Here is a 19,071-nt window from a genome sequence, read left to right on the forward strand (position 1 = left end):
AGCGCGCCAGCCCGGCCGACTGGAGAACCATCGATGAAAATTTCCGTGCTCGTCCCGACCTACCGGCGCCCGGCCGACCTCGCGCGCTGCCTGCTGGCGCTGCAGCGGCAGCAGCGGCTGCCCGACGAGGTGATCGTCGTCGCGCGCCCGGAGGACGACGCCACGCACGAACGGCTCGCCGATCCGGCGGTCGGCGGCGCGCTGCCGCTGCGCATCGTGCCGGTCGACGTGCCGGGGCAGGTCGCCGCGCTGAACAAGGGGCTCGACTCGGCGAACGGCGACATCGTCGCGATCACCGACGACGATGCGGCGCCGCACCCCGACTGGCTGGCGCGCGTCGAGTCGGCCTTCCAGGCCGATCCGCGCGTGGGCGCGGTCGGCGGGCGCGACTGGGTGCACGAGAAAGGCCGCGTGCTCGACGAATCGCGCGAACTCGTCGGCCAGCTCACGCTGTCCGGCAAGATCGTCGGCAATCATCATCTCGGCGTCGGCGGCGCGCGCGAAGTCGACATGTTGAAGGGCGCGAACATGAGCTACCGCCGCGCCGCGATCGAACGGCTGCGGTTCGACACGCGGCTGCGCGGCGCCGGTGCGCAGGTGCACAACGACATGGCGTTCAGCATGCGCGTGCAGCGCGACGGCTGGAAGCTCGTCTACGACCCGGCGATCGCGGTCGATCATTTCCCGGCCGAGCGCTTCGACGACGACCGGCGCGATGCCGCGTCGCTGAATGCGATCAGCAACGGCGCGTACAACCTGCATCTGATCCTGCGCGAGCATCTGCCGCCGCTTCGGCGCGAGATTGCGTGGTGGTGGTGGACGCTGGTCGGTACGCGCGTCTATCCGGGTTTCGCACACGTGCTGCTGTCGGTGCATACGGCGCAGCGCAGCCGGATCCGCGAGCACTGGCGCGCGGTGCGCCGCGGCGCGCGCGATGCACGCCGCGCGAACCTTGCCCCCCACCGTGCGGCGATGCCGCCGGTGACGTCTTGAACGGGCTGCGCGCATCGCGCGCGGCCACCCCCGGAGGGCTCGAATGACCGCAACGAAAGTCCACGTCCACCTGTTTTACGGCGCCGATCCGCGTACCTACCGGAAAGGCGAGAACATCGGCTGCCTGTACGGTTATCACCACGCCGAATCCGACGAATTCCGGCTGACCTATTCGCAGGACGGCGGCGAGGGCCGTATCGCCAGCCTCGCGCGCCGCGCGCTGAAGGCGGCGCTCGGCTTCGACGTCGTGCATGCATGGCGCAACCGCGCCGCGCTGCTGAACACCGACGTGATCTGGACGCATACCGAGCAGGAGCACCTCGCCGCTTCGCTGATCCTGAAGCTCGCCGGCGCGCAGGGCAAGCGCCCGCTGCTGCTCGCGCAGAGCGTGTGGCTGTTCGACAAGTGGGGCAGTTTCGGCGGCGCGCGCCGCTGGCTGTACCGCAAGCTGCTCGCGCGCGCCGACGCGCTGACTACGCTCGCCCGCGACAACGCCGACCTGTGCCGCCGCTACCTCGGGCGCGATGCCGAGTTCGTCTATTACGGGCTGAACACGCAGGATTTCCCGCTCACCGAGCCGCAGCAGTGGCAACCGAACCGGCCGCTGCGGATCGCGGCGATCGGCAACGACCGCGACCGCGACTGGCGCACGTTCCTCGCGGCGTTCGGCGGCGACGAGCGCTACGACGTACGGCTCGCGACGCGGCGCCGCGTGCCGCGCGAGTGGCATGCGCCGAACGTGAAGATCGGCTCGGCGTCGGGGCTCGCGAAGCAGCACGAGCTGTACGCGTGGGCCGACGTGATCGTCGTGCCGCTGCGGCCGAACTTCCACGCGTCGGGCATCACCGTGATGCTCGAGGCGGCGGCCGTCGGCAAGCCGATGATCGTGTCCGACGTCGGCGGCCTCAGCGACTACTTTCCGCACGATACGGCCGCCTATGTGCCGGCGTTCGACGCGCAGGCGATGCGCCAGGCCGCCGATCGCTTCGTCGCCGATCCGGTCGCGGCGCTCGGCTGCGCGCGGGCTGCCGCCGCGTGCCTGCGCGAGCGCGACCTGACCACGCAGGCGTTCGCCGAGCAGCACGTGCGGATCACGCGCGACCTGCTGCGACGGCGCCGCACGCCGGCCGCCGCGGGCCTGGCGATGCCGCTTGCGGATTCGCGTCCGTCGTCGCGGTGAGAGCGGATCGATGAGTACGATTGCCGCCGAACGCGCACCATCGCGCAACCGCAGCTGGTTTGCCGAGCCGAAGCACTGGGCCGGGCAGGCCGGGCTGTGGTCGTTCACCGCCGTGCTGATCGCCGCGCACCAGGGCAAGGTGCTGACACTCGCGTTTCCGGTGCTGGCGATCGCGGTCGGCATCTGGCTGTATTTCAAGAGCCCGGCGCGCTATGTCGGCTTCATGTGGTGGGTGTGGTTCCTGAGCCCGGAAGTGCGGCGGCTCGCCGACTGGTCGAAGGGCGCGTTCACGCCGACCAGCCTGATCCAGGTCGCGCCGCTCGCGGTGACGATGATCGCCGGCTTCGGGCTGATCCGGCATTACCGCGTGCTCGCGCAGCGGCGCGGGATTCCGGTGCTGCTGATGCTGTTCGGGCTCGCATACGCATATCTCGTCGGGATCGTGTCGAGCGGCGTGATGGCCGCGACCTACGACCTCGCGAACTGGGTGTACCCGGTGCTGATCGGCTTTCACATCATGGTCAACGCGCGCGACTATCCCGAGTACCGCGACGTGCTGTTGTCCACGTTCATGTGGGGCATGCTCGTGATGGGCGTGTACGGCGTCGTGCAGTACTTCGTGATGCCGCAGTGGGACGTGTTGTGGATGATCGGCTCGGACATGGGTTCGCAGGGCGAGCCGGTGCCGTACGGCGTGCGGGTATTCAGCACGATGAACTCGTCGGGGCCGTTCGCATTCGCGATGATGGGCGCGCTGGTGTTCGTGCTCGCGGCGCCGCAGAAGATCCGCTGGTTCGCGGGTGCGGCCGGTTTCGTGTCGTTCGCGCTGTGTCTCGTGCGTTCGACGTGGGGCGGCTGGGTGATCGCGCTCGCGATCCAGCTCGCGCAGTCGAACAACCGCGTGCGGATGCGGATCCTCATCAGCGGCGTCGTGCTGGTCGGGTTATGCGTGCCGCTGCTGACCGTCGGACCGGTGGCCGATCGTCTCGGCCAGCGTCTGCAGTCGATCGTGAACCTGAAGGACGACCGCAGCTACGACGACCGCAACAAGTTCTACGCAACCTTCGCGCAGACGGCGTTTACCGACGTCGCCGGTGAGGGGATGGGCGCGACGGGCGCATCGACGAAGCTGTCGAGCGACAGCGGCGAGCTCGGCAAGTACGGCAGCTTCGACAGCGGCGTGATGAACGTGCCGTTCGTGCTCGGCTGGCCCGGCACGCTGCTGTATCTCGCCGGCGTCGTGATGCTGTTCGGCCGCACGCTGCGCGCGGCGTTCAAGCTGCGCAAGGACAAGTTCGTCGGCGCGTGCCTGAGCCTGTGCCTGTCGACGTTCGCGATGCTCGTGTTCACCAACTCGCTGATCGGCACGGGCGGCCTGCTGATGTTTACAGCCATTTTTTCGATACTTGCCGCGGCGCACTGGCAGAAGGCGCAACGCCTGCTGGCCGCCGCGCGTTCACGGGGAGGCGACCTTTGAGAATCGCGATCGTCACGCATGTCGTGCGACATAACGACGGGCAGGGCCGCGTCAATTACGAAATCGCGCGCGCGGCGCTGGCCGAGAACTACGAAGTCACGCTGGTCGCGTCGCACGTCGCGCCCGAGCTGCTGGCCGACCCGCGCGTGCGCTGGGTGCCGGTGAAGGTCGGGCGCTTCTGGCCGTCCAATCTCGTCAAGCAGCAGGTGTTCGCGCTGAAGAGCGCGTGGTGGCTGCGCGCGCATCGCAGCGAGTACGACGTGCTGCACGTGAACGGCTTCATCTCGTGGATCAAGGCCGACGTGAATACCGCGCACTTCGTGCACGGCGGCTGGTTCAGGAGCCCGTACTATCCGTTCGGGCTCACGAAGGGAGTCTGGTCGGCTTACCAGTATGTCTATACGCGCGTGAACACCGCGCTCGAGCGCTGGGCATACCGGCGTTCGCGTGCGATCACCGCGGTGTCGCAGAAGGTGGCCGACGAGATCGCCGCGCTCGGCATCGACAGCCGCAAGATCAGCGTGATCTACAACGGCGTCGACGGCAGTGCATTCGCGGGTGCGCAGGCCGACCGCGCGGCGTTCAAGCTGCCGGACGACGCGTTCCTGCTGCTGTTCGTCGGCGACCTGCGCACGCCGCGCAAGAATCTCGGCACCGTACTGAAGGCGCTGACGAAGCTGCCGGCGAACGTCCATCTGGCGGTGGCCGGCTATCTGCCCGGCAGCCCGTACCCGGAAGAAGCGCGCGCGCTCGGAATCGATTCGCGCGTGCATTTCCTCGGCCTCGTGAAAAACATGCCGACGCTGATGGGCTCGGTCGACGCGTATGTGTTTCCGTCGCGCTACGAAGCGATGAGCCTGTCGCTGCTCGAGGCGATGGCGGCCGGACTGCCGGTCGTCACCGCGCGCACCGCGGGCGGCGCGGAAATCATCACGCGCGAATGCGGGATCGTGCTGGAGGATCCGGACGATCCGGCCGCGCTCGCGCAGGCGATCGGTTCGCTCGCGGCGTCGCGCGACACCTGCCGCGCGATGGGCGACGCGGCCCGCGAACTGATGACCCGTTTCGGCTGGGCGCACATGGGTGCCCAGTACGTCGCGCTCTACCGGCGCATCGGCCAACCCACGCAGCCGTCCGCGTTCGAGCGGGTCGAGCATGCAGTCACGCAGGAGCAATCGTGATGTCCCAATCTTCCCGGCCGATTAAATCGTTGCAGATCGGCATGCACTGGTTCCCCGAACGTGCGGGCGGCCTCGACCGGATGTACTACTCGCTCGTCGGCGCGCTGCCGGGCGCGGGCGTGGAGGTGCGCGGGCTCGTCGCGGGCTCGCCGAAGGTCGCCGACGACACGGGCGGCGCGATCCAGGGCTTCGGTCCCGCGTCGCAGACGCTCGCGCGCCGGATGCTCGCCGCGCGGCGCGCGCTGCGCGAGGAGATCCGCAGCGAGCGGCCGGACGTGATTTCGTCGCACTTCGCGCTGTACACGTTCCCGGGCCTCGACGTGACGCGCGGGATTCCGCAGGTGTCGCATTTCCAGGGGCCGTGGGCCGACGAAAGCCAGGTCGAGGGTGCCGCGACGCTCGGGCAGCGCGCGAAGCGCTATCTCGAGCAGGCCGTCTATACGCGCTCGTCGCGGCTGATCGTGCTGTCGCAGGCGTTCGGCCAGATCCTGACGAATCGCTACGGGATCGAGCCGTCGCGTGTGCGCGTGATTCCCGGCTGCGTCGATACCGCGCAGTTCGACACGCCGCTCACACCCGCCGAGGCGCGGCACAAGCTGCAACTGCCGCAGGACCGGCCGATCGTGCTGGCCGTGCGCCGGCTCGTGCGGCGCATGGGGCTGGAGGACCTGATCGACGCGATCGGCCTCGTCAAGCACCGTCATCCGGACGTGCTGCTGCTGATCGCCGGCAAGGGCAAGATCGGCGAGGAACTGCAGCAGCGCATCGACGCGGCGGGGCTGCAGGACAACGTGAAGCTGCTCGGCTTCGTGCCCGACCATCATCTCGCGGCGCTGTACCGCGCGGCGACGGTCAGCGTCGTGCCGACGGTCGCGCTCGAAGGCTTCGGGCTGATCACCGTCGAATCGCTCGCGTCCGGCACGCCCGTGCTGGTCACACCGGTCGGCGGGCTGCCGGAGGCGGTGGCGGGGCTGTCCAACGATCTCGTGCTGCCGTCGACCGGCGCGGACGCGATCGCGGAAGGGCTCGGCGGCGCGCTGTCGGGTGCGATCGCGCTGCCCGACGAGGCCGCGTGCAAGCGCTATGCACGCGATCATTTCGACAACGCGGTGATCGCGCGGCGCGTCGCCGGCGTGTACGAAGAGGCGATCCGGGCGGCAGGCTGAACGCCCGCGGCGCGCACCGTGCGTGCCGAACCGAAGATCGAACCGGCGCGCATGCGCGGCCGGTTCGCGCACCGGCCGCCCGCTACGGGCGCGCCCGCTTTCCCCTCCCGATCCACATCGCCGGCATGCGTCACGCGCGCCTGAGCGTCGCGGCCCACACACCGAGCGCGGCCACGCTGACGACCGCGCCGAGCGCGCAGACGCCCGTCCATCCGGCGCGCGCATACATCATCGTCGACGCAATCGCGCCGAGCCCGCTGCCGGCCGAGTAGAACAGCATGTAGCAGCCGACGAGCCGTGCATGCGCGTCGGGCCGCGTGCCGAGAATCATGCTCTGGTTGACGACGTGGACGGCCTGCCCGCCGACGTCGAGCAACACGATGCCGACGATCAGCAGCGCAATCGACGTATTGCCGAACGCGAGCGGCAGCCACGAGCACGCGAGCAGCGCGAGCGCGGCGCCGGTCGTCGCTTCGCCGCGCCCGCGATCGGCAAGCCGGCCCGCGCGCGTGGCGGCCGCCGCACCCAGTGCGCCGACGAGGCCGAACGCGCCGATCTGCGTATGCGACATCGAATGCGGCGGTGCGCTCAGCGGCAGCACCAGCGCGCTCCAGAAGATGCTGAACGCCGCGAACATCAGCAGCGCGATCGCGCCGCGCGCGCGCAGCACGCGTTCGTCGCGAAGCAGCGACACCATCGATCGCAGCAGCGCCGCGTAACCGATGCGTTCGCGCGGCCCGTTCGTGTCGGGCAACAGCCGCGACAGCACGGCGAGCATCGCGATCGCGAGCGCACCCGAGACGAGATAGACCGCGCGCCAGCCGGCGACATCGGTGACGACGCCGGCCACCGAGCGTGCGGCCAGCAGCCCGATCACGACGCCGCCCTGCGCGGCGCCCACCACGCGCCCGCGTTCGCCGGCGCCCGCGAGCGCGGCCGAGCACGCGATCAGCCCTTGCGTCATCGCGGTGCCGAGCAGTCCGACCGCGACCATCCCCGCCAGCAGCGCGACGCGCGTCGATGCTGCCGCCACGCCGATGCAGGCCGCCGTCAGCAGCAGAAGCTGCACGGCGATCAGCCGCTTGCGGTTCAGCAGATCGCCGAGCGGCACGACGAACAGCAGCGCGAGCGCGCAGCCGAGCTGCGTGGCGGTGATGACGCCGCCGACCGCGGCTTGCGACACGCCGAAATCCCGCGCGATCGAATCGAGCAGCGGCTGCGCGTAGTAGACGTTCGCGACGCTCGCCGCGCAGCAGACGGCCAGCAGCGAGACGCGGGCCGCGGACAGGCGGCCGTCGCCGGCCGGATGCGCCGTGTTCGATGCATTCGCAGCATTCGACGCAACGGTGCTTGAATGACAGGAAGACGCCATCGGTTTCCTCACGCAAAGTAGTTGCAATTTGAAACTGGTGTGAGTGTAGGAAAAGTAGTTTTAAAATGCAACCTGTTGTGCGGTGGGCGACGGGCCCGCGCACGGATGGCCGGCGCTGCCGTGAAGGCGGCCGGCACGACTGCGGAGAGGAACATGGCCAGGCAGAAAAGTCTTGCGGATTCGCCGTGCCCGGTGGCGCGGGCGACCGATATCGTCGGCGATCGCTGGGCGTTGCTGATCGTGCGCGATGCGTTCGACGGCGTGCGCCGCTTCGGCGATTTCCGCGCGAGCCTCGGTGTCGCGAGCAACATCCTGTCCGACCGGCTCAGGATGCTGGTGGACGCCGGCGTGTTCGACGTCGTGCCGGCGTCGGACGGCACCGCGTATCAGGAATACGCGCTGACCAAAAAGGGCGAGGGGCTGTTTCCGGTCATCGTGATGCTGCGGCAGTGGGGCGAGGCGAACCTGTTCGCGCGCGGCGAGCCGCATTCGGTGCTGGTCGACCGCAATACGGGGCGCGCGATCCGCAAGCTCGCGCTGCGGCACGACGACGGCCGGCCCGTGAAGGCGGCCGAGACGGTCGTGAGGAAGGTCGGCGACGAAGCGGGCGCGACGCGGCGGTGAGCGCGCCGCGCTATAGCGCAGTTGCGAGCGGAAACGAAGCGGGGGCGACGAAGGTTGCGGCCGGACCGGCTCGAACGCGGTTTGCCGAACCGTGCGGCTACGTGGATCGACGCGTGCTCAGCTCAGGGAGACGGATTCGCTCAATGCCGCTCGCCGCGCCAGCGTCCCGGCGCAACGCCGAAGCGCTTCGTGAACGCATGCGTGAACGTGCTTTGATCCGCGAAGCCGACCATGCCCGCGATGTCGACGAGCGGATGCCGGCCGTCGGCGAGCAGCACGACCGCCGCGTCGAGCCGCAGCCGCTGCAAATAGCGATGCGGCGTTTCGCCGAACGCGTCGACGAACAGTTGATGAAACCGGCGCATCCCGTAGCCGCAATGCGCGGCGAGATCGGCGATGCGCAGCGGCTCGGCGAGCCGCGCGCGCAGCCAGCGGTCGATGCGCGCGAAATCGAGGCCCGACGCGGGCGCGGCGATGCCGGCATCGTCGATGAGCGCGCCGCACAGGCGCGCGGCGGCCTGCCACTGGAAACGGTGCGCGGCTGCCTGCCGTGCGTTGCCGGCCGGCGCATCGAGTTGCGCGGCGGCCGCCGCGACCTGCGCGACGAGCGACGTCAGGGCCGGATCGATCGACACGGCGCGTGCGCGGTCGAACAACCGCTGCGGCACCGCGAGCGATGCCGCGGGCAGGTCGATCACGAGCTGGCGATTGTCGCCGAGGCCCGCATAGTCGTGGCGCGCGCCGGCCGGAATCAGCCACGCCGCGTGCCGGTCGATGCGCCGGCCGATCCCGTCCACCGCCATCACCATCGCGCCATCGACGCCGAGCACGACCTGGTGGAAGTCGTGCACGTCCGACGCTTCGCACGTGTCGTAGCGGCGCAGCGCGATGGCGGGGGAGGCGATGCGTTCCATCGGAAGGAAACGGCCGGGTGCGTCGTCAGACGTCGAGCAGTTCGACTTCGAACACGAGCGTCGCATTCGGCGGAATCACGCCGCCTGCGCCGCGCGGGCCGTAGCCGAGTTGCGGCGGGATCGTCAGGCGACGCACGCCGCCGACCTTCATGCCCTGCACGCCTTCGTCCCAGCCCTTGATGACCATGCCGCCGCCGAGCACGAACGCGAACGGGTCGTTGCGGTCCTTGCTCGAATCGAATTTCTGACCGTCGGTCAGCCAGCCCGTGTAGTGGACGCTGACGGTCTTGCCGGCTTGTGCTTCCGCGCCGGTGCCTTCGGTCAGGTCTTCGTATTTGAGGCCCGATTCGGTCGTGATGACAGACATGACTACTCCTGAAAGAGGGTTGCGTAAGACCGCTATTGTAGGCGAGCCCGCAGCGGGCCGTCGCACGTGGCTTTCACCCGCCGGCACGCGTGTCGCGGACGGCTGCGAGGCGCCGCGTCCGCGATCGCCGAAAATGCGAATGGAACGCGCGTTTGAATTTTTCACGGGCCGCGCGACCGAGGTTGCACCGTGCGAGTGCGCCGCGCGTATGAATCGGTGCTACCGGGGCGGTATTCCATATGCTGCACGCCGCCGCCGGATACGTCGAAACGCCCGTCGCGCGGGGCGTTCGGGCAGATGGCGAGTCACAGCATCGACCGCCTCGTCTCGTTCGCAGGACAGCGTGCGCGTTCGAATCGCGGCCCGCCCGAGCGCTGTTCGAACGTCGTTTTTCCCGCCTTTCCGACCGTGCGCTGTTTGGAAGCGGGCATCTACCGCGCGGCTTGCGTGCGTCGGCGCGGGCGGCCTATCTTTACATCTGTCGATGTCAAGATTTTGGCGGTGCGCGATGTGCCGCCGGGGCCTGCGCCGGCCGCGTCGGACGACGCGCCGGGCCGCTCCGGAACAGGAGAACGATGAACATGAAGTCAGCCGCTTCCGCTACCGCAGCCGGGATCATGCCAGTGCGCCGCGACCTGCGCTTCGATCTGCCGGTCGAACGCGCGAAGGACTGGCATGGCCTCGGGTCGCACGTGACCCATTTCTTCAACGCGCTGTCGCTGCTGTTTCCGGCCGGCGAGCGCTTTTTCATGGACTCGGTGCGCAATTACCGCGACCGGATCGACGATCCGGTACTGAAGCAGCAGGTGCTCGGCTTCATTGGCCAGGAAGCGATGCATACGCGCGAGCACGTCGAATACAACGAACTGATGCAGGCGAACCGCTTGCCCGCGCGCAAGCTCGACAAGCGCGTGTGGGCGGTGCTCGGCTATATGAAGCGCAAGCTGCCGCATTCGGTGCAGCTCGCGCATACGGTCGCGGCGGAGCACTACACGGCGATGCTCGCCGAATGGCTGCTGCGCGACCCGACGCGCCTCGAAGGCTCGGTCGAAGGCTACCGGCAGATGTGGATATGGCACGCGCTCGAGGAAACCGAGCACAAGGCCGTGTCGTTCGACGTGTGGAATGCCGTGATGAAGCCGGGGCTGCGGCGTTACCTGATCCGCATCGGCGTATATCTGCTGACGACGCTGACGTTCTGGCCGGCCGTGTTCCTGATGCACGCGACGCTGCTGTGGCGCGATCGCGGCGCCGGACATCACGTGCGCGGGATGCTGCGGACGATCGCGTTCCTGTACGGGCCGCGCCGCGGGCTGTTCCCGCGCATCGCGGGCGAGTGGCTGAGCTTTTTCCGGCCGGGCTTCCATCCGTGGGATCACGACAACCATCACCATCTCGCGCGGGTCGACGCGCTCGTCGCCACCTACGGCGAACACGGCGGCACGCCGGCCGGCCGCGGCCGCGCGAACGCGCTGGCGCCGGTCGCATCGGGCCGCTGACACCATCCGTTTCTGACACAAGCCGTCGCGCTGCCATGAACGGCGTCGGGCCGCGCATGTTGCGTTCCTGCATCATGCCGGCTTCCTCCGACGATTAACCGAAATCAACCGGAACCGGTTGCGCGGGCATCCGGCTGTCCGGTCGACCGGCCGCGCACACCCCCGACGGCGTGCCGATTCTGCGTGCGCCGCATCGTACGCGAACGCCGCGCGCCAGCACCGGCGCGGCTTTGCGCACAGCGCGCCCGCCCGTTCCGGGTTTGCGCGGCGCCCGCCACCGGGATAACACCCATCTAGCCGCAGGCCGGCCGCGTCGATATACCGTTCATGACAACCTCAACCTCATGCACGATTCATGCGCAGGGGGATTTTATTCGGACGGAAATGCGGCCAATATGTCAGTTCGATCGTGGTCCGTCGTATGCGTCGGCGAGCCGGCGCACGATACCAACGCCAAGCGGGGAACAACGATGGTTGCAAGGTCACCCGACGCAAACGGGAATGCGGCGCCCGAGACGACGCCCGTGTCCGTCACCGCTCCCGAGGCCGGCCGCAAGCTGTTCGTGATCATGCGTACGCCCGACGAGCCGCTGCTTGCGCAACTGCGCGGGCTCGGCTGGGAGATCGCGGTCGCGAAGACAGCCGGCGCCGCGCAGAACATGACGTCCGGCGTAAACGTCGCCGCCGGGCTGGTCGATTTCACGGGGTTCACGTCGCGCGACTATCCGGCGCTGAAAGCGTGCCTGAGCCAGCCTGCGATCGGCTGGATTTCGATCGCGCAGGCCGGCATCACGATCGGTCCCGCCGTGCGCGAACTGATCCGCAGCTATTGTTTCGATTACGTGACGCTGCCGCTGCCCTACGAATGGATTTCGCATGTGCTCGGCCATGCGCGCGGGATGGCCGCGCTCGACCGCGTCGACGGCGCAGCTTATGCGGCGTCGATCGGCGAGCACGGGATGATCGGCAACTGCGAGGCGATGCAGCAGCTGTTCAGCACGATCCGCAAGGTCGCGAAGACCGACGCGAGCGTATTCATCTCCGGCGAGTCGGGCACCGGCAAGGAACTGACGGCGCTCGCGATTCACGAGCGTTCCGGCCGCGGCAAGGGGCCGTTCGTCGCGATCAACTGCGGGGCGATTCCGCATCACCTGCTGCAGTCGGAGCTGTTCGGCTATGAGCGCGGCGCGTTCACCGGCGCGAACCAGCGGCGCGCGGGCCGGATCGAATCGGCGAACGGCGGCACGCTGTTTCTCGACGAGATCGGCGACATGCCGGTCGAGAGCCAGGCGAGCCTGCTGCGCTTCCTGCAGGAAGGGAAGATCGAACGGCTCGGCGGACAGGAGTCGATCACAGTCGACGTGCGGATCATCTCGGCGACGCACGTGGATCTCGACGGCGCGGTCGAGGCCGGGCGCTTCCGCGCGGATCTCTATCACCGCCTGTGCGTGCTGCGCATCCACGAGCCGCCGCTGCGCGCGCGCGGCAAGGACATCGACATCCTCGCGCATTACGTGCTGCAGAAGTTCAAGTCCGACAGCGGCCGCAAGATCAGCGGCTTCACGTCGGCCGCGCTCGACGCGATGCGCCGCTACGAGTGGCCCGGCAATGTGCGCGAGCTGATCAATCGCGTGCGGCGCGCGATCGTGATGGCCGAGAGCCGGCTGCTGACGCCGCACGATCTCGGGCTCGAGACGCCGGGCGAAACCGAACCCGTGACGCTCGAACAGGCGAGGGCGCTCGCCGAGCGCGCCGCGATCGAGAATGCGCTGCTGCGCAACGATCACCGGATCAACAAGGCTGCCGCCGAACTCGGCATCTCGCGCGTGACGCTCTACCGGATGATGATCGAGCACGGGCTGAACGATCACGACAACAACGGCGGGCACGACGGCGCGCCGTCCGGCGACGCGGGGCATCAGCGCGTCGGCTGAGCGGCGCGTCAAGCGCGTGACCCGGTTCGGTGTCGGCGTTCGGCGATACGTCCAGGGCCGATGCAGCACGAACGTGACGGGCGGCATGCACGGCACGACCGCGACGACGCTCCATGCGCGCGCAAGCCCGGGCATCGCGGTGCCGTGCGCGAGCAGCATCGTGACGACGAGGCCGGCCCGCGCACGAGCGGCGGCGCCGATGCCGCCGACCGCATGTAAAGCGCATGAAACATTTCGCGTCGGCAACCGGGCGAATTTCCGCGGCGAATCGGACCGATCGGAACGGTGCCGGCCGGTAAAAATTCCATGTCGATTGTTCAGCCTTATCCCGCAAGGCTAGGCCGCCACGCGGCCGGCGCATGCCGCGCGCCGCATGTTTCAGATTCGCAACTTCCGGTATTCCGCACCCGTTCCGGCCGTCGTCCCGCGCGCCGAACCCCTTGTGCGGATGGGCTCGCGCGAAGCTGGCCCGCTCCTTGCGAATATGAACGTACGAAAGTCGACGACGCGAGGTCCGGCCGGTTCTGCAGCGAATCCTGTCAGTACCGGCCAGGACGCAGTCCGCGGGGATGCGGCGGCGGAGCGCGGCGCAGCAGTCGCGTTCCGGCGAGCATGGAACGTCGTCGCCTGATCGTCGGGGCACCGGCATCGTCCGGTTGCCGGAACAAGCATCAGACTGAAAACGGGGTAGAAAAATGATCGATCGCCACACGCCGCGGCTCGCAGGCCGCGATCGCAGTGATGCGGGGCATCGCCGGTCGAACGTCGCTCTCGCAGCCGGCCGGCATGCATCGACAGGCCATCTCTCCGCGCCCGGTGCGAGGCGGATCCGGCTGATTGCCGGTCATCCGCGCCGGGTCGGCACTTTCCTGCGCGCAGACCCGATTCGGAAGGGCATGTGCACACGGGCGCCGGTATCGCGACGCCCGATCTTCGGCTACTGAATTCGCACGATATCCGGTCGCGTTATCCATCGTTCGCGCGAGCCGGTGCAATTGATCTGCAATCCGAATCAGATTCGACACGTTGCGCAGTGCACGCGACGGAGGACGAACTCGATGCGGCGGTGAACGGCGCAATGCCGTCGCCGCCCGGGGGGTGAGGGGGGGGCGGTCGGACGCGCGCGACGGGAGTGTCGCCCGTACGCGCGCGACGCCGTTTCAGCCGCCGTAGATGTCGAAGTCGAAGTACTTCGACGCGAGCCGCTTGTAGGTGCCGTCCTTGACCATGTCGACGATCGCGCGGTCGATCTTCGCCTTCAGGTCGGTGTCTTCCTTGCGCAGCCCGATGCCGGCGCCGATGCCGAGCACCTTTTCGTCGACGAGTTCGGGCCCGACGAACTGGTAGTTCGCGCCGCGCGGCGATTTCAGGAACCCGATCGCGGCCTGCACCTCATCCTGAAGTGCCGCGTCGAGGCGGCCCGAGGTCAGGTCCGCATATACGCCGTCCTGGTTCTGGTACGACACGACGTTCGCGCCTTGCTTGCCCCAGTACGCCTTCGCATAGCTTTCCTGCGTCGTGCCCTGCTCGACGCCGATCGACTTGCCCTTCAGCGATTCGGCCGTCGGCAGCAGCGGCGAGCCCTTCTTCACGACGAGCCGCGTCGGCTGGTTGTAGATCTTCGTCGTGAAGCCGATCTGCTCCGCGCGCTGCGGCGTGATCGACATCGACGACAGCACCGCGTCGAACTTCTTCGCCTTCAGCGCCGGAATCATTCCGTCGAAATCGTTCTCGAGCCACACGCACTTCGCCTTCAGGCGCGCGCAGATCTCGTTGCCGAGGTCGATGTCGAAGCCGACGAGCTTGCCGTCGGGCGCCTTCGACTCGAACGGCGCGTAGCTGGCGTCGGTGCCGAAGCGGATCGTGGTCCAGTCCTTCGCGGCGGCGGGGCCTGCGGATACCGCGAGCAGGGCGATCGAAACAGCGGCAATCAGTCTCTTCATGGTGCGTTTCCTTGGCGTGGTGCTTCCGGTTCTGTGCGACACGGTTCCGCGGACAGGACCGCGTCTGCACGCGCTGTCCGTATGGCCATTAACGCAGAAAATAAAATAAGAGTCCAGAATGGACAAAAAATATCGTTTTGCCGGAAGAAATGGCCGATCGTCGGGTGTCGACCCTTGCAAAAATACGAAAATGGACTAGTCTTGTTAGTGAATTCATTTCGAGACTAACGATCATGTCACAGCCTGCCTACGATTCGCATTCCGCCCCGCCGCAGGCTTCGTTTGCGCAGATGTCGGCGGCCGGCCTGCGTGCATTTTTCAACATCGCGCGCGACTGGGAACTGACGATCGACGAGCAGATCGTGCTGCTCGGGTCGCCCGGCCGTTCGACGTTCTTCAAGTGGAAGGCGGCGCCGGAATCGGCGCGGCTGCCGCGCGATACGCTCGAGCGGCTGTCGCTGCTGCTCGGCATCTACAAGGCGCTGCAGATCCTGCTGCCGCAGCCGGCCGCGGCCGACGCATGGGTCAAGCGGCCCAACGATGCCGCGCCGTTCGGCGGCAAGCGCGCACTCGACCGGATGCTGGCCGGCAACGTCGGCGATCTGGTCGCCGTCCGGCAATATCTCGACGCGATGCGAGGTGGCTGGGCGTGACGATGCCGATCGAAGCAAAACAATGGCCCACGACCGCCGTCGACTGGGCGCCTGCCTATCGTGTGATCCCCACCCGTTTCCCTGCCATCAACCTGTTCGACCGCGTCGCGTCGGCGGACGATTTCGACGCGCTGTACGCGCTCGAATCGCTGACCAACGACCGCATCCGCAACGAAGTCGGCACGCTCGACCTGGTGCCGCCCGCCGAGCGTCGCTACGGGCTGGGCTGGGGGCCGATCATGGCCGCGTTCACGCACCTGAATCCGCAGGGCAGCCGTTTTTCCGACGGCAGCTACGGCGTGTTCTACTGCGCCCGCTCGCGCGACACCGCGATCGCCGAAACGCGCTATCACGGCGCGCTGTTCCTGGCCGCGACGAAGGAGCCGCCGATGCGCCAGCAGATGCGGCTCTACACGGTGTTCGCGCAGGGCGACGTGGCCGACGTGCGCACGTGGCCGCAGCGCGATCCCGCATTGCTGCATCCGCTCGATTACAGCGCGGGGCAGGCGCTCGGCCGCGCGGTGCGCAACGCGGGCGGCGCGGGGATCGTCTATCCGTCGGTGCGCGACCCGGGCGGCGAGTGTCTGGCTGCATTCCGCACCGCGCTGCTGCGCGACTGCCATCACGCGGCCTACCTCGAATACAACTGGAACGGCTCGGCCGTCGACGCGGTGTTCGAACTGAACCAGGTCGGCTAGCGTTCGCTCGCGGGCTGTTGCGGGAGTGAAGGCGCGAGGGGACTAAGGCAGCGGCCAGTCGCCCGCGTGGCGTTCGCGCGCCTCGGCCTGCGTCATCGACCACGTGCTGCCGGTGCGCGGCTCGGCGAGCGTGAGCCGCCCGGAAGGCGCGAACGCGCCGGTGTCGATGAACCACTGCGCGCCGATCCGCTGCGGCGCGCGCACGGGCGTGTGCCCGGTGCAGGTCAGCGACAGTCCGGCCTGCCGCGTCGGATCGGCGAGCCCCTGGACCAGATCGCGGCCCCAGATCAGCCGTTCGCGCACGTCGTGCGAATAGCTGCCCGTATCGAGGTCGGCGTCCGACCCGAAAAATTCCGCATGCAGCACGTTGAAGCGCTCGGGGCCGTCGCCGATCACGCGCACCAGCGGCAGCGCGTCGACGCGTGCCGCATGCGCGTGCAGCCGTTCCGGCGGCAGGTCGGCGCCCCAGTCGCCGCCGATCCCGCGCCACGCGTCGGGCGACAGCTTGCCGTGCGACACGAGGCTCAGCACTTCCTCGTGATTGCCGCGCACGACGTGGCACCACGGGCGGTCGAGCAGGTCGAGCGCGGTTTCGGACGCGGGGCCACGGTCGACGAGATCGCCGACCGAGAACAGGCGGTCGCGGGCCGGATCGAAGCGGATGTCGTGCAGCAGCGCGCGCAGCACGTCCACGCAGCCGTGCAGGTCGCCGACGACGAAGTCGCGGCCGGCCGTGTTCGCGGGGTGGCGGCAGAGGGAGGCGGTGGCAGTCATCCCAGTATCTTAGGCGCTCGTGCCCGTCGCCACGTCGCGATGGAATGGCGATAATCGGGGCGCGGTACCCGCCGGCGCGACGCAGCGGGCCGTCCCGCGTACCGTTCGAACCCTTTCCATCCGCTTTCGGAATTTCACGATGACGTTTTATCCGCAGGTATTACGCAACCGGCCGCGCATGGTCGCGGCGTTCGTCGCGGGCTTGCTGTGCGCGGTGCTGCTGCCGTTTCCGCTGCGTCTGACCGCACGTACGCTGATCGGCTGGGATTGCGCGGTCTGGCTGTATCTCGTGCTGATGTGGGTGCGCATGGTCACCGCGCATCATCACAAGGTGCGCGAAGTCGCGATCCGCGAGGACGAAAACGCGACGACCGTGCTGACCGTCGTCTGCCTCGCGACCGTCGCGAGCGTGGCAGCGATCGCGATCGAGCTCGCGACCGCCAAGAGCGTCGGCTTCCGCGCGGGGCTCAGCCATTACGCGATCACGGGCGCGACGCTGTTCGGCGCGTGGTTCCTGATTCCGACGATCTTCACGCTGCACTATGCGCGGCTCTATTACGGCTCGCCGAGCAGCGACCGCGCGCTGCGCTTCCCGGACCGGAACCCCGAACCCGATTACTGGGATTTCCTGTATTTCGCGTTCACGCTCGCGGTCGCGTCGCAGACCGCCGACATATCGCTGGCGAACCGCTCCGCGCGGCGCGCGGTGCTCGCGCAGTCGATCCTGTCGTTCTACTTCAACATGGCCGTGCTCGGGCTGTCGATCAACGTCGCGGCGGGGTTGCTGAGTTGACGCCGGTTACTTGAGCAGGTCGTACGGACCGCCGCGTTCCAGTGCCCGCTGGTACGCCGGCCGCGCGTGGATCGTGTCGAGAAAGCGCGCGATCGCGGGATACCGGCTGCCGCCGCCGCGCGCGGTCGCGGCTTCGAGCGGAAAGCTCATCTGGATGTCGGCCGCGCTGAAGCCGTCGCCGACGAACCAGCCGGTGCGATTCAGCGCGCCGTCGATATGGCCGAGATGCAGCGCGATCTGCGGATCGACGAAGCCCGACTGCAGCGTGGCGGCGATCTTGCGCGCGATCGGCCGTGCGAAGAACGGCATCGGCGCATGCGCGATCCGCAGCGCGACGAGCTTGAGCAGCAGCGGCGGCATCGCCGACCCTTCCGCGTAGTGGAGCCAGTACGTGAAATCGTGCCGCTCGGGCGTGCCGGGCGGCGGCGCGAGGCGCCCGTTGCCGTAGCGTTCGACCAGGTACTCGATGATCGCGCCCGATTCGGCGAACGTGCGGCCGTCGTCGGTGACGACGGGCGACTTGCCGAGCGGATGGATCGCGCGCAGCGCGGGCGGCGCGAGCATCGTTTTCGGATCGCGCTCGTAGCGCAGGATCTCGTACGGCACATCCAGTTCTTCGAGCAGCCAGAGCACGCGCTGCGAGCGCGAGTTGTTCAGGTGATGGACGGTGAGCATGTCGAGGCCGGAAGGGGGCGGGAACGACATCATACCCAGCGCGCGCGGCGAGTACGCGCCGCGTCGCCCGTCGTTTCGAACCGCTTCAAGCCGTTATGCGCGCCGCACCGCGATCCACGCACCCCAGAACAGGCTCGCGAAAAAACGCAGCGGCGCATCGAAGCCCGCGTCGCGCAGCAGGCCGAACACGGCTTCCTCGGATGCGGGCGGATCGGCGCCCTGCAGGATCTTCGCGAGTTGCGTGCGCACGGCGTCGGGCGTGGCGCCCTTCATGCGCCAGCGTTGCTGCCACGCGTCGAGCAGGCGAGGGTGGTCCGCGTAGCGGCGATGATTGCCGGCGAGCACGAGCGGCGCGCCGGGCTTCAGGCGTCGCGCGATCGCGTGCAGCAGCGCAGCCTTCGCAGCGTCGCCCGGGACGTGATGCAGCACGCCGATCAGCGTTGCGCCGTCGAACGCGGGGGCGCCGGGCAGCGCATCGACGTTGTCCTCGACGAATGTCGTGCGCGCACCGCAGCCGGCGGTTTCGACGTTCGTGCGCGCGAGCGCGAGCATCGGCGTGGACGGGTCGACGGCCGTGAATTGCCAGCCCGGCTCGAGCGCGGCCGCCACGCAGATTTCCTGCCCCGTGCCGCCCGCGCCCGCGACGAGTATCCGCGCATCGGGCACGCCGATCGCCGACGCGAGCATGCATGCGGTCAGTTCGTGGCAGGCATCGTAGCCGGCGAGCGCGATGCGCGATTGTTCGGCGTATTCGTGTGCGCGTACCGGATCGAATTTCGCGGCGCTGGCGGGAAGCGACATGGCGGGGTCCTCGGGTCGGGCGCGGAC

Annotated in this window: 19 protein-coding genes; 12 read left to right on the forward strand and 7 right to left on the reverse strand. The window is 68.5% G+C overall.

Going from position 1 to position 19,071, the window contains the following annotated elements; all coding sequences use genetic code 11:
- Window positions 1–33: 33 nt before the first annotated feature.
- Genes KVT39_RS17935 through KVT39_RS17955 form a run of 5 tightly spaced genes read left to right on the forward strand, consistent with a single transcriptional unit; the run spans window position 34 to window position 5,997 of the window.
- Entirely contained in the window at window positions 34–993 is a 960-nt protein-coding gene (locus KVT39_RS17935) for a glycosyltransferase family 2 protein (protein ID WP_034185157.1), read from the forward strand.
- 43 nt (window positions 994–1,036) lie between these two features.
- A complete protein-coding gene (locus KVT39_RS17940; RefSeq protein WP_034185158.1) occupies window positions 1,037–2,173 on the forward strand; it encodes a glycosyltransferase family 4 protein in 1,137 nt (378 codons plus the stop codon).
- Between the two features lie 10 nt (window positions 2,174–2,183).
- A complete protein-coding gene (locus tag KVT39_RS17945) occupies window positions 2,184–3,650 on the forward strand; it encodes an O-antigen ligase (protein ID WP_034185159.1) in 1,467 nt (488 codons plus the stop codon).
- Window positions 3,647–4,831, forward strand: a complete 1,185-nt coding sequence (locus KVT39_RS17950) for a glycosyltransferase family 4 protein (RefSeq protein ID WP_034185160.1) — start codon at window positions 3,647–3,649, stop codon at window positions 4,829–4,831. Before KVT39_RS17945 ends, KVT39_RS17950 begins: the two co-directional genes overlap by 4 nt.
- Entirely contained in the window at window positions 4,831–5,997 is a 1,167-nt protein-coding gene (locus tag KVT39_RS17955) for a glycosyltransferase family 4 protein (protein ID WP_034185161.1), read from the forward strand. Before KVT39_RS17950 ends, KVT39_RS17955 begins: the two co-directional genes overlap by 1 nt.
- 130 nt (window positions 5,998–6,127) lie before the next feature.
- On the opposite strand, the gene KVT39_RS17960 is transcribed toward KVT39_RS17955, so the two are convergent.
- Entirely contained in the window at window positions 6,128–7,369 is a 1,242-nt protein-coding gene (locus KVT39_RS17960; protein ID WP_217589901.1) for an MFS transporter, read from the reverse strand.
- 153 nt (window positions 7,370–7,522) lie between these two features.
- On the opposite strand from KVT39_RS17960, the gene KVT39_RS17965 reads away from it, so the two are divergent.
- Window positions 7,523–7,993 carry a helix-turn-helix domain-containing protein gene (locus KVT39_RS17965; RefSeq protein ID WP_072439364.1) on the forward strand — a complete coding sequence of 157 codons (471 nt, stop codon included), beginning with the start codon at window positions 7,523–7,525 and terminating at the stop codon, window positions 7,991–7,993.
- 140 nt (window positions 7,994–8,133) lie between these two features.
- On the opposite strand, the gene KVT39_RS17970 is transcribed toward KVT39_RS17965, so the two are convergent.
- Both KVT39_RS17970 and KVT39_RS17975 read right to left on the reverse strand, forming a co-directional pair.
- On the reverse strand, window positions 8,134–8,907 hold the full coding sequence (locus KVT39_RS17970; RefSeq protein ID WP_217589902.1) for an AraC family transcriptional regulator: 774 nt from the start codon (window positions 8,905–8,907) through the stop codon (window positions 8,134–8,136).
- A 25-nt stretch (window positions 8,908–8,932) separates the two neighbouring features.
- Window positions 8,933–9,274, reverse strand: coding sequence for an FKBP-type peptidyl-prolyl cis-trans isomerase (locus KVT39_RS17975; RefSeq protein ID WP_006479474.1), 342 nt, complete (start codon window positions 9,272–9,274; stop codon window positions 8,933–8,935).
- Between the two features lie 581 nt (window positions 9,275–9,855).
- Here KVT39_RS17975 and KVT39_RS17980 point away from each other — a divergent pair.
- The 3 genes from KVT39_RS17980 (at window position 9,856) to KVT39_RS17990 (ending at window position 12,926) form a co-directional block, all read left to right on the forward strand.
- Window positions 9,856–10,773, forward strand: a complete 918-nt coding sequence (locus tag KVT39_RS17980; protein WP_034185209.1) for a metal-dependent hydrolase — start codon at window positions 9,856–9,858, stop codon at window positions 10,771–10,773.
- 470 nt (window positions 10,774–11,243) lie between these two features.
- Complete coding sequence (locus KVT39_RS17985; protein ID WP_034185165.1) at window positions 11,244–12,707, forward strand: sigma-54 dependent transcriptional regulator; 1,464 nt, start codon at window positions 11,244–11,246, stop codon at window positions 12,705–12,707.
- Window positions 12,708–12,767: 60 nt separating this feature from the next.
- Entirely contained in the window at window positions 12,768–12,926 is a 159-nt protein-coding gene (locus KVT39_RS17990) for a hypothetical protein (protein WP_175746378.1), read from the forward strand.
- A 941-nt stretch (window positions 12,927–13,867) separates the two neighbouring features.
- On the opposite strand, the gene KVT39_RS17995 is transcribed toward KVT39_RS17990, so the two are convergent.
- Window positions 13,868–14,650 carry an ABC transporter substrate-binding protein gene (locus KVT39_RS17995; RefSeq protein ID WP_034185166.1) on the reverse strand — a complete coding sequence of 261 codons (783 nt, stop codon included), beginning with the start codon at window positions 14,648–14,650 and terminating at the stop codon, window positions 13,868–13,870.
- 233 nt (window positions 14,651–14,883) lie between these two features.
- Here KVT39_RS17995 and KVT39_RS18000 point away from each other — a divergent pair, with 233 nt between their 5' ends.
- Together KVT39_RS18000 and KVT39_RS18005 are read left to right on the forward strand one after the other, a co-directional pair.
- Entirely contained in the window at window positions 14,884–15,303 is a 420-nt protein-coding gene (locus KVT39_RS18000) for an MbcA/ParS/Xre antitoxin family protein (protein ID WP_034185167.1), read from the forward strand.
- Between the two features lie 2 nt (window positions 15,304–15,305).
- On the forward strand, window positions 15,306–16,001 hold the full coding sequence (locus KVT39_RS18005) for an RES family NAD+ phosphorylase (protein WP_175747008.1): 696 nt from the start codon (window positions 15,306–15,308) through the stop codon (window positions 15,999–16,001).
- Between the two features lie 42 nt (window positions 16,002–16,043).
- On the opposite strand, the gene KVT39_RS18010 is transcribed toward KVT39_RS18005, so the two are convergent.
- On the reverse strand, window positions 16,044–16,775 hold the full coding sequence (locus tag KVT39_RS18010; protein ID WP_217589903.1) for a metallophosphoesterase: 732 nt from the start codon (window positions 16,773–16,775) through the stop codon (window positions 16,044–16,046).
- Window positions 16,776–16,914: 139 nt separating this feature from the next.
- Between KVT39_RS18010 and KVT39_RS18015 the strand changes: the two genes are divergently transcribed.
- Window positions 16,915–17,568 carry a DUF1345 domain-containing protein gene (locus KVT39_RS18015; protein WP_034185170.1) on the forward strand — a complete coding sequence of 218 codons (654 nt, stop codon included), beginning with the start codon at window positions 16,915–16,917 and terminating at the stop codon, window positions 17,566–17,568.
- 6 nt (window positions 17,569–17,574) lie between these two features.
- On the opposite strand, the gene KVT39_RS18020 is transcribed toward KVT39_RS18015, so the two are convergent.
- Together KVT39_RS18020 and KVT39_RS18025 are read right to left on the reverse strand one after the other, a co-directional pair.
- Window positions 17,575–18,243 carry a glutathione S-transferase gene (locus KVT39_RS18020; RefSeq protein WP_217589974.1) on the reverse strand — a complete coding sequence of 223 codons (669 nt, stop codon included), beginning with the start codon at window positions 18,241–18,243 and terminating at the stop codon, window positions 17,575–17,577.
- A gap of 93 nt (window positions 18,244–18,336) precedes the next feature.
- On the reverse strand, window positions 18,337–19,044 hold the full coding sequence (locus KVT39_RS18025; RefSeq protein WP_217589904.1) for a class I SAM-dependent methyltransferase: 708 nt from the start codon (window positions 19,042–19,044) through the stop codon (window positions 18,337–18,339).
- Window positions 19,045–19,071: the final 27 nt, after the last annotated feature.

The sequence above is a fragment of the Burkholderia sp. GbtcB21 genome, assembly GCF_019091065.1.
Lineage (GTDB): Bacteria > Pseudomonadota > Gammaproteobacteria > Burkholderiales > Burkholderiaceae > Burkholderia > Burkholderia pyrrocinia_C.

What these genes read in the sequence shown, in the direction of transcription:
- KVT39_RS17935 (WP_034185157.1), top strand. Translation starts at nt 34, where the DNA reads ATGAAAATTTCCGTGCTCGTCCCGACCTACCGGCGCCCGGCCGACCTC.
- KVT39_RS17940 (WP_034185158.1), top strand. Translation starts at nt 1,037, where the DNA reads ATGACCGCAACGAAAGTCCACGTCCACCTGTTTTACGGCGCCGATCCG.
- KVT39_RS17945 (WP_034185159.1), top strand. Translation starts at nt 2,184, where the DNA reads ATGAGTACGATTGCCGCCGAACGCGCACCATCGCGCAACCGCAGCTGG.
- KVT39_RS17955 (WP_034185161.1), top strand. Translation starts at nt 4,831, where the DNA reads ATGTCCCAATCTTCCCGGCCGATTAAATCGTTGCAGATCGGCATGCAC.
- KVT39_RS17960 (WP_217589901.1), bottom strand. Translation starts at nt 7,369, where the DNA reads ATGGCGTCTTCCTGTCATTCAAGCACCGTTGCGTCGAATGCTGCGAAT.
- KVT39_RS17965 (WP_072439364.1), top strand. Translation starts at nt 7,523, where the DNA reads ATGGCCAGGCAGAAAAGTCTTGCGGATTCGCCGTGCCCGGTGGCGCGG.
- KVT39_RS17970 (WP_217589902.1), bottom strand. Translation starts at nt 8,907, where the DNA reads ATGGAACGCATCGCCTCCCCCGCCATCGCGCTGCGCCGCTACGACACG.
- KVT39_RS17975 (WP_006479474.1), bottom strand. Translation starts at nt 9,274, where the DNA reads ATGTCTGTCATCACGACCGAATCGGGCCTCAAATACGAAGACCTGACC.
- KVT39_RS17980 (WP_034185209.1), top strand. Translation starts at nt 9,856, where the DNA reads ATGAAGTCAGCCGCTTCCGCTACCGCAGCCGGGATCATGCCAGTGCGC.
- KVT39_RS17985 (WP_034185165.1), top strand. Translation starts at nt 11,244, where the DNA reads ATGGTTGCAAGGTCACCCGACGCAAACGGGAATGCGGCGCCCGAGACG.
- KVT39_RS17990 (WP_175746378.1), top strand. Translation starts at nt 12,768, where the DNA reads ATGCAGCACGAACGTGACGGGCGGCATGCACGGCACGACCGCGACGAC.
- KVT39_RS17995 (WP_034185166.1), bottom strand. Translation starts at nt 14,650, where the DNA reads ATGAAGAGACTGATTGCCGCTGTTTCGATCGCCCTGCTCGCGGTATCC.
- KVT39_RS18000 (WP_034185167.1), top strand. Translation starts at nt 14,884, where the DNA reads ATGTCACAGCCTGCCTACGATTCGCATTCCGCCCCGCCGCAGGCTTCG.
- KVT39_RS18005 (WP_175747008.1), top strand. Translation starts at nt 15,306, where the DNA reads ATGCCGATCGAAGCAAAACAATGGCCCACGACCGCCGTCGACTGGGCG.
- KVT39_RS18010 (WP_217589903.1), bottom strand. Translation starts at nt 16,775, where the DNA reads ATGACTGCCACCGCCTCCCTCTGCCGCCACCCCGCGAACACGGCCGGC.
- KVT39_RS18015 (WP_034185170.1), top strand. Translation starts at nt 16,915, where the DNA reads ATGACGTTTTATCCGCAGGTATTACGCAACCGGCCGCGCATGGTCGCG.
- KVT39_RS18020 (WP_217589974.1), bottom strand. Translation starts at nt 18,243, where the DNA reads ATGCTCACCGTCCATCACCTGAACAACTCGCGCTCGCAGCGCGTGCTC.
- KVT39_RS18025 (WP_217589904.1), bottom strand. Translation starts at nt 19,044, where the DNA reads ATGTCGCTTCCCGCCAGCGCCGCGAAATTCGATCCGGTACGCGCACAC.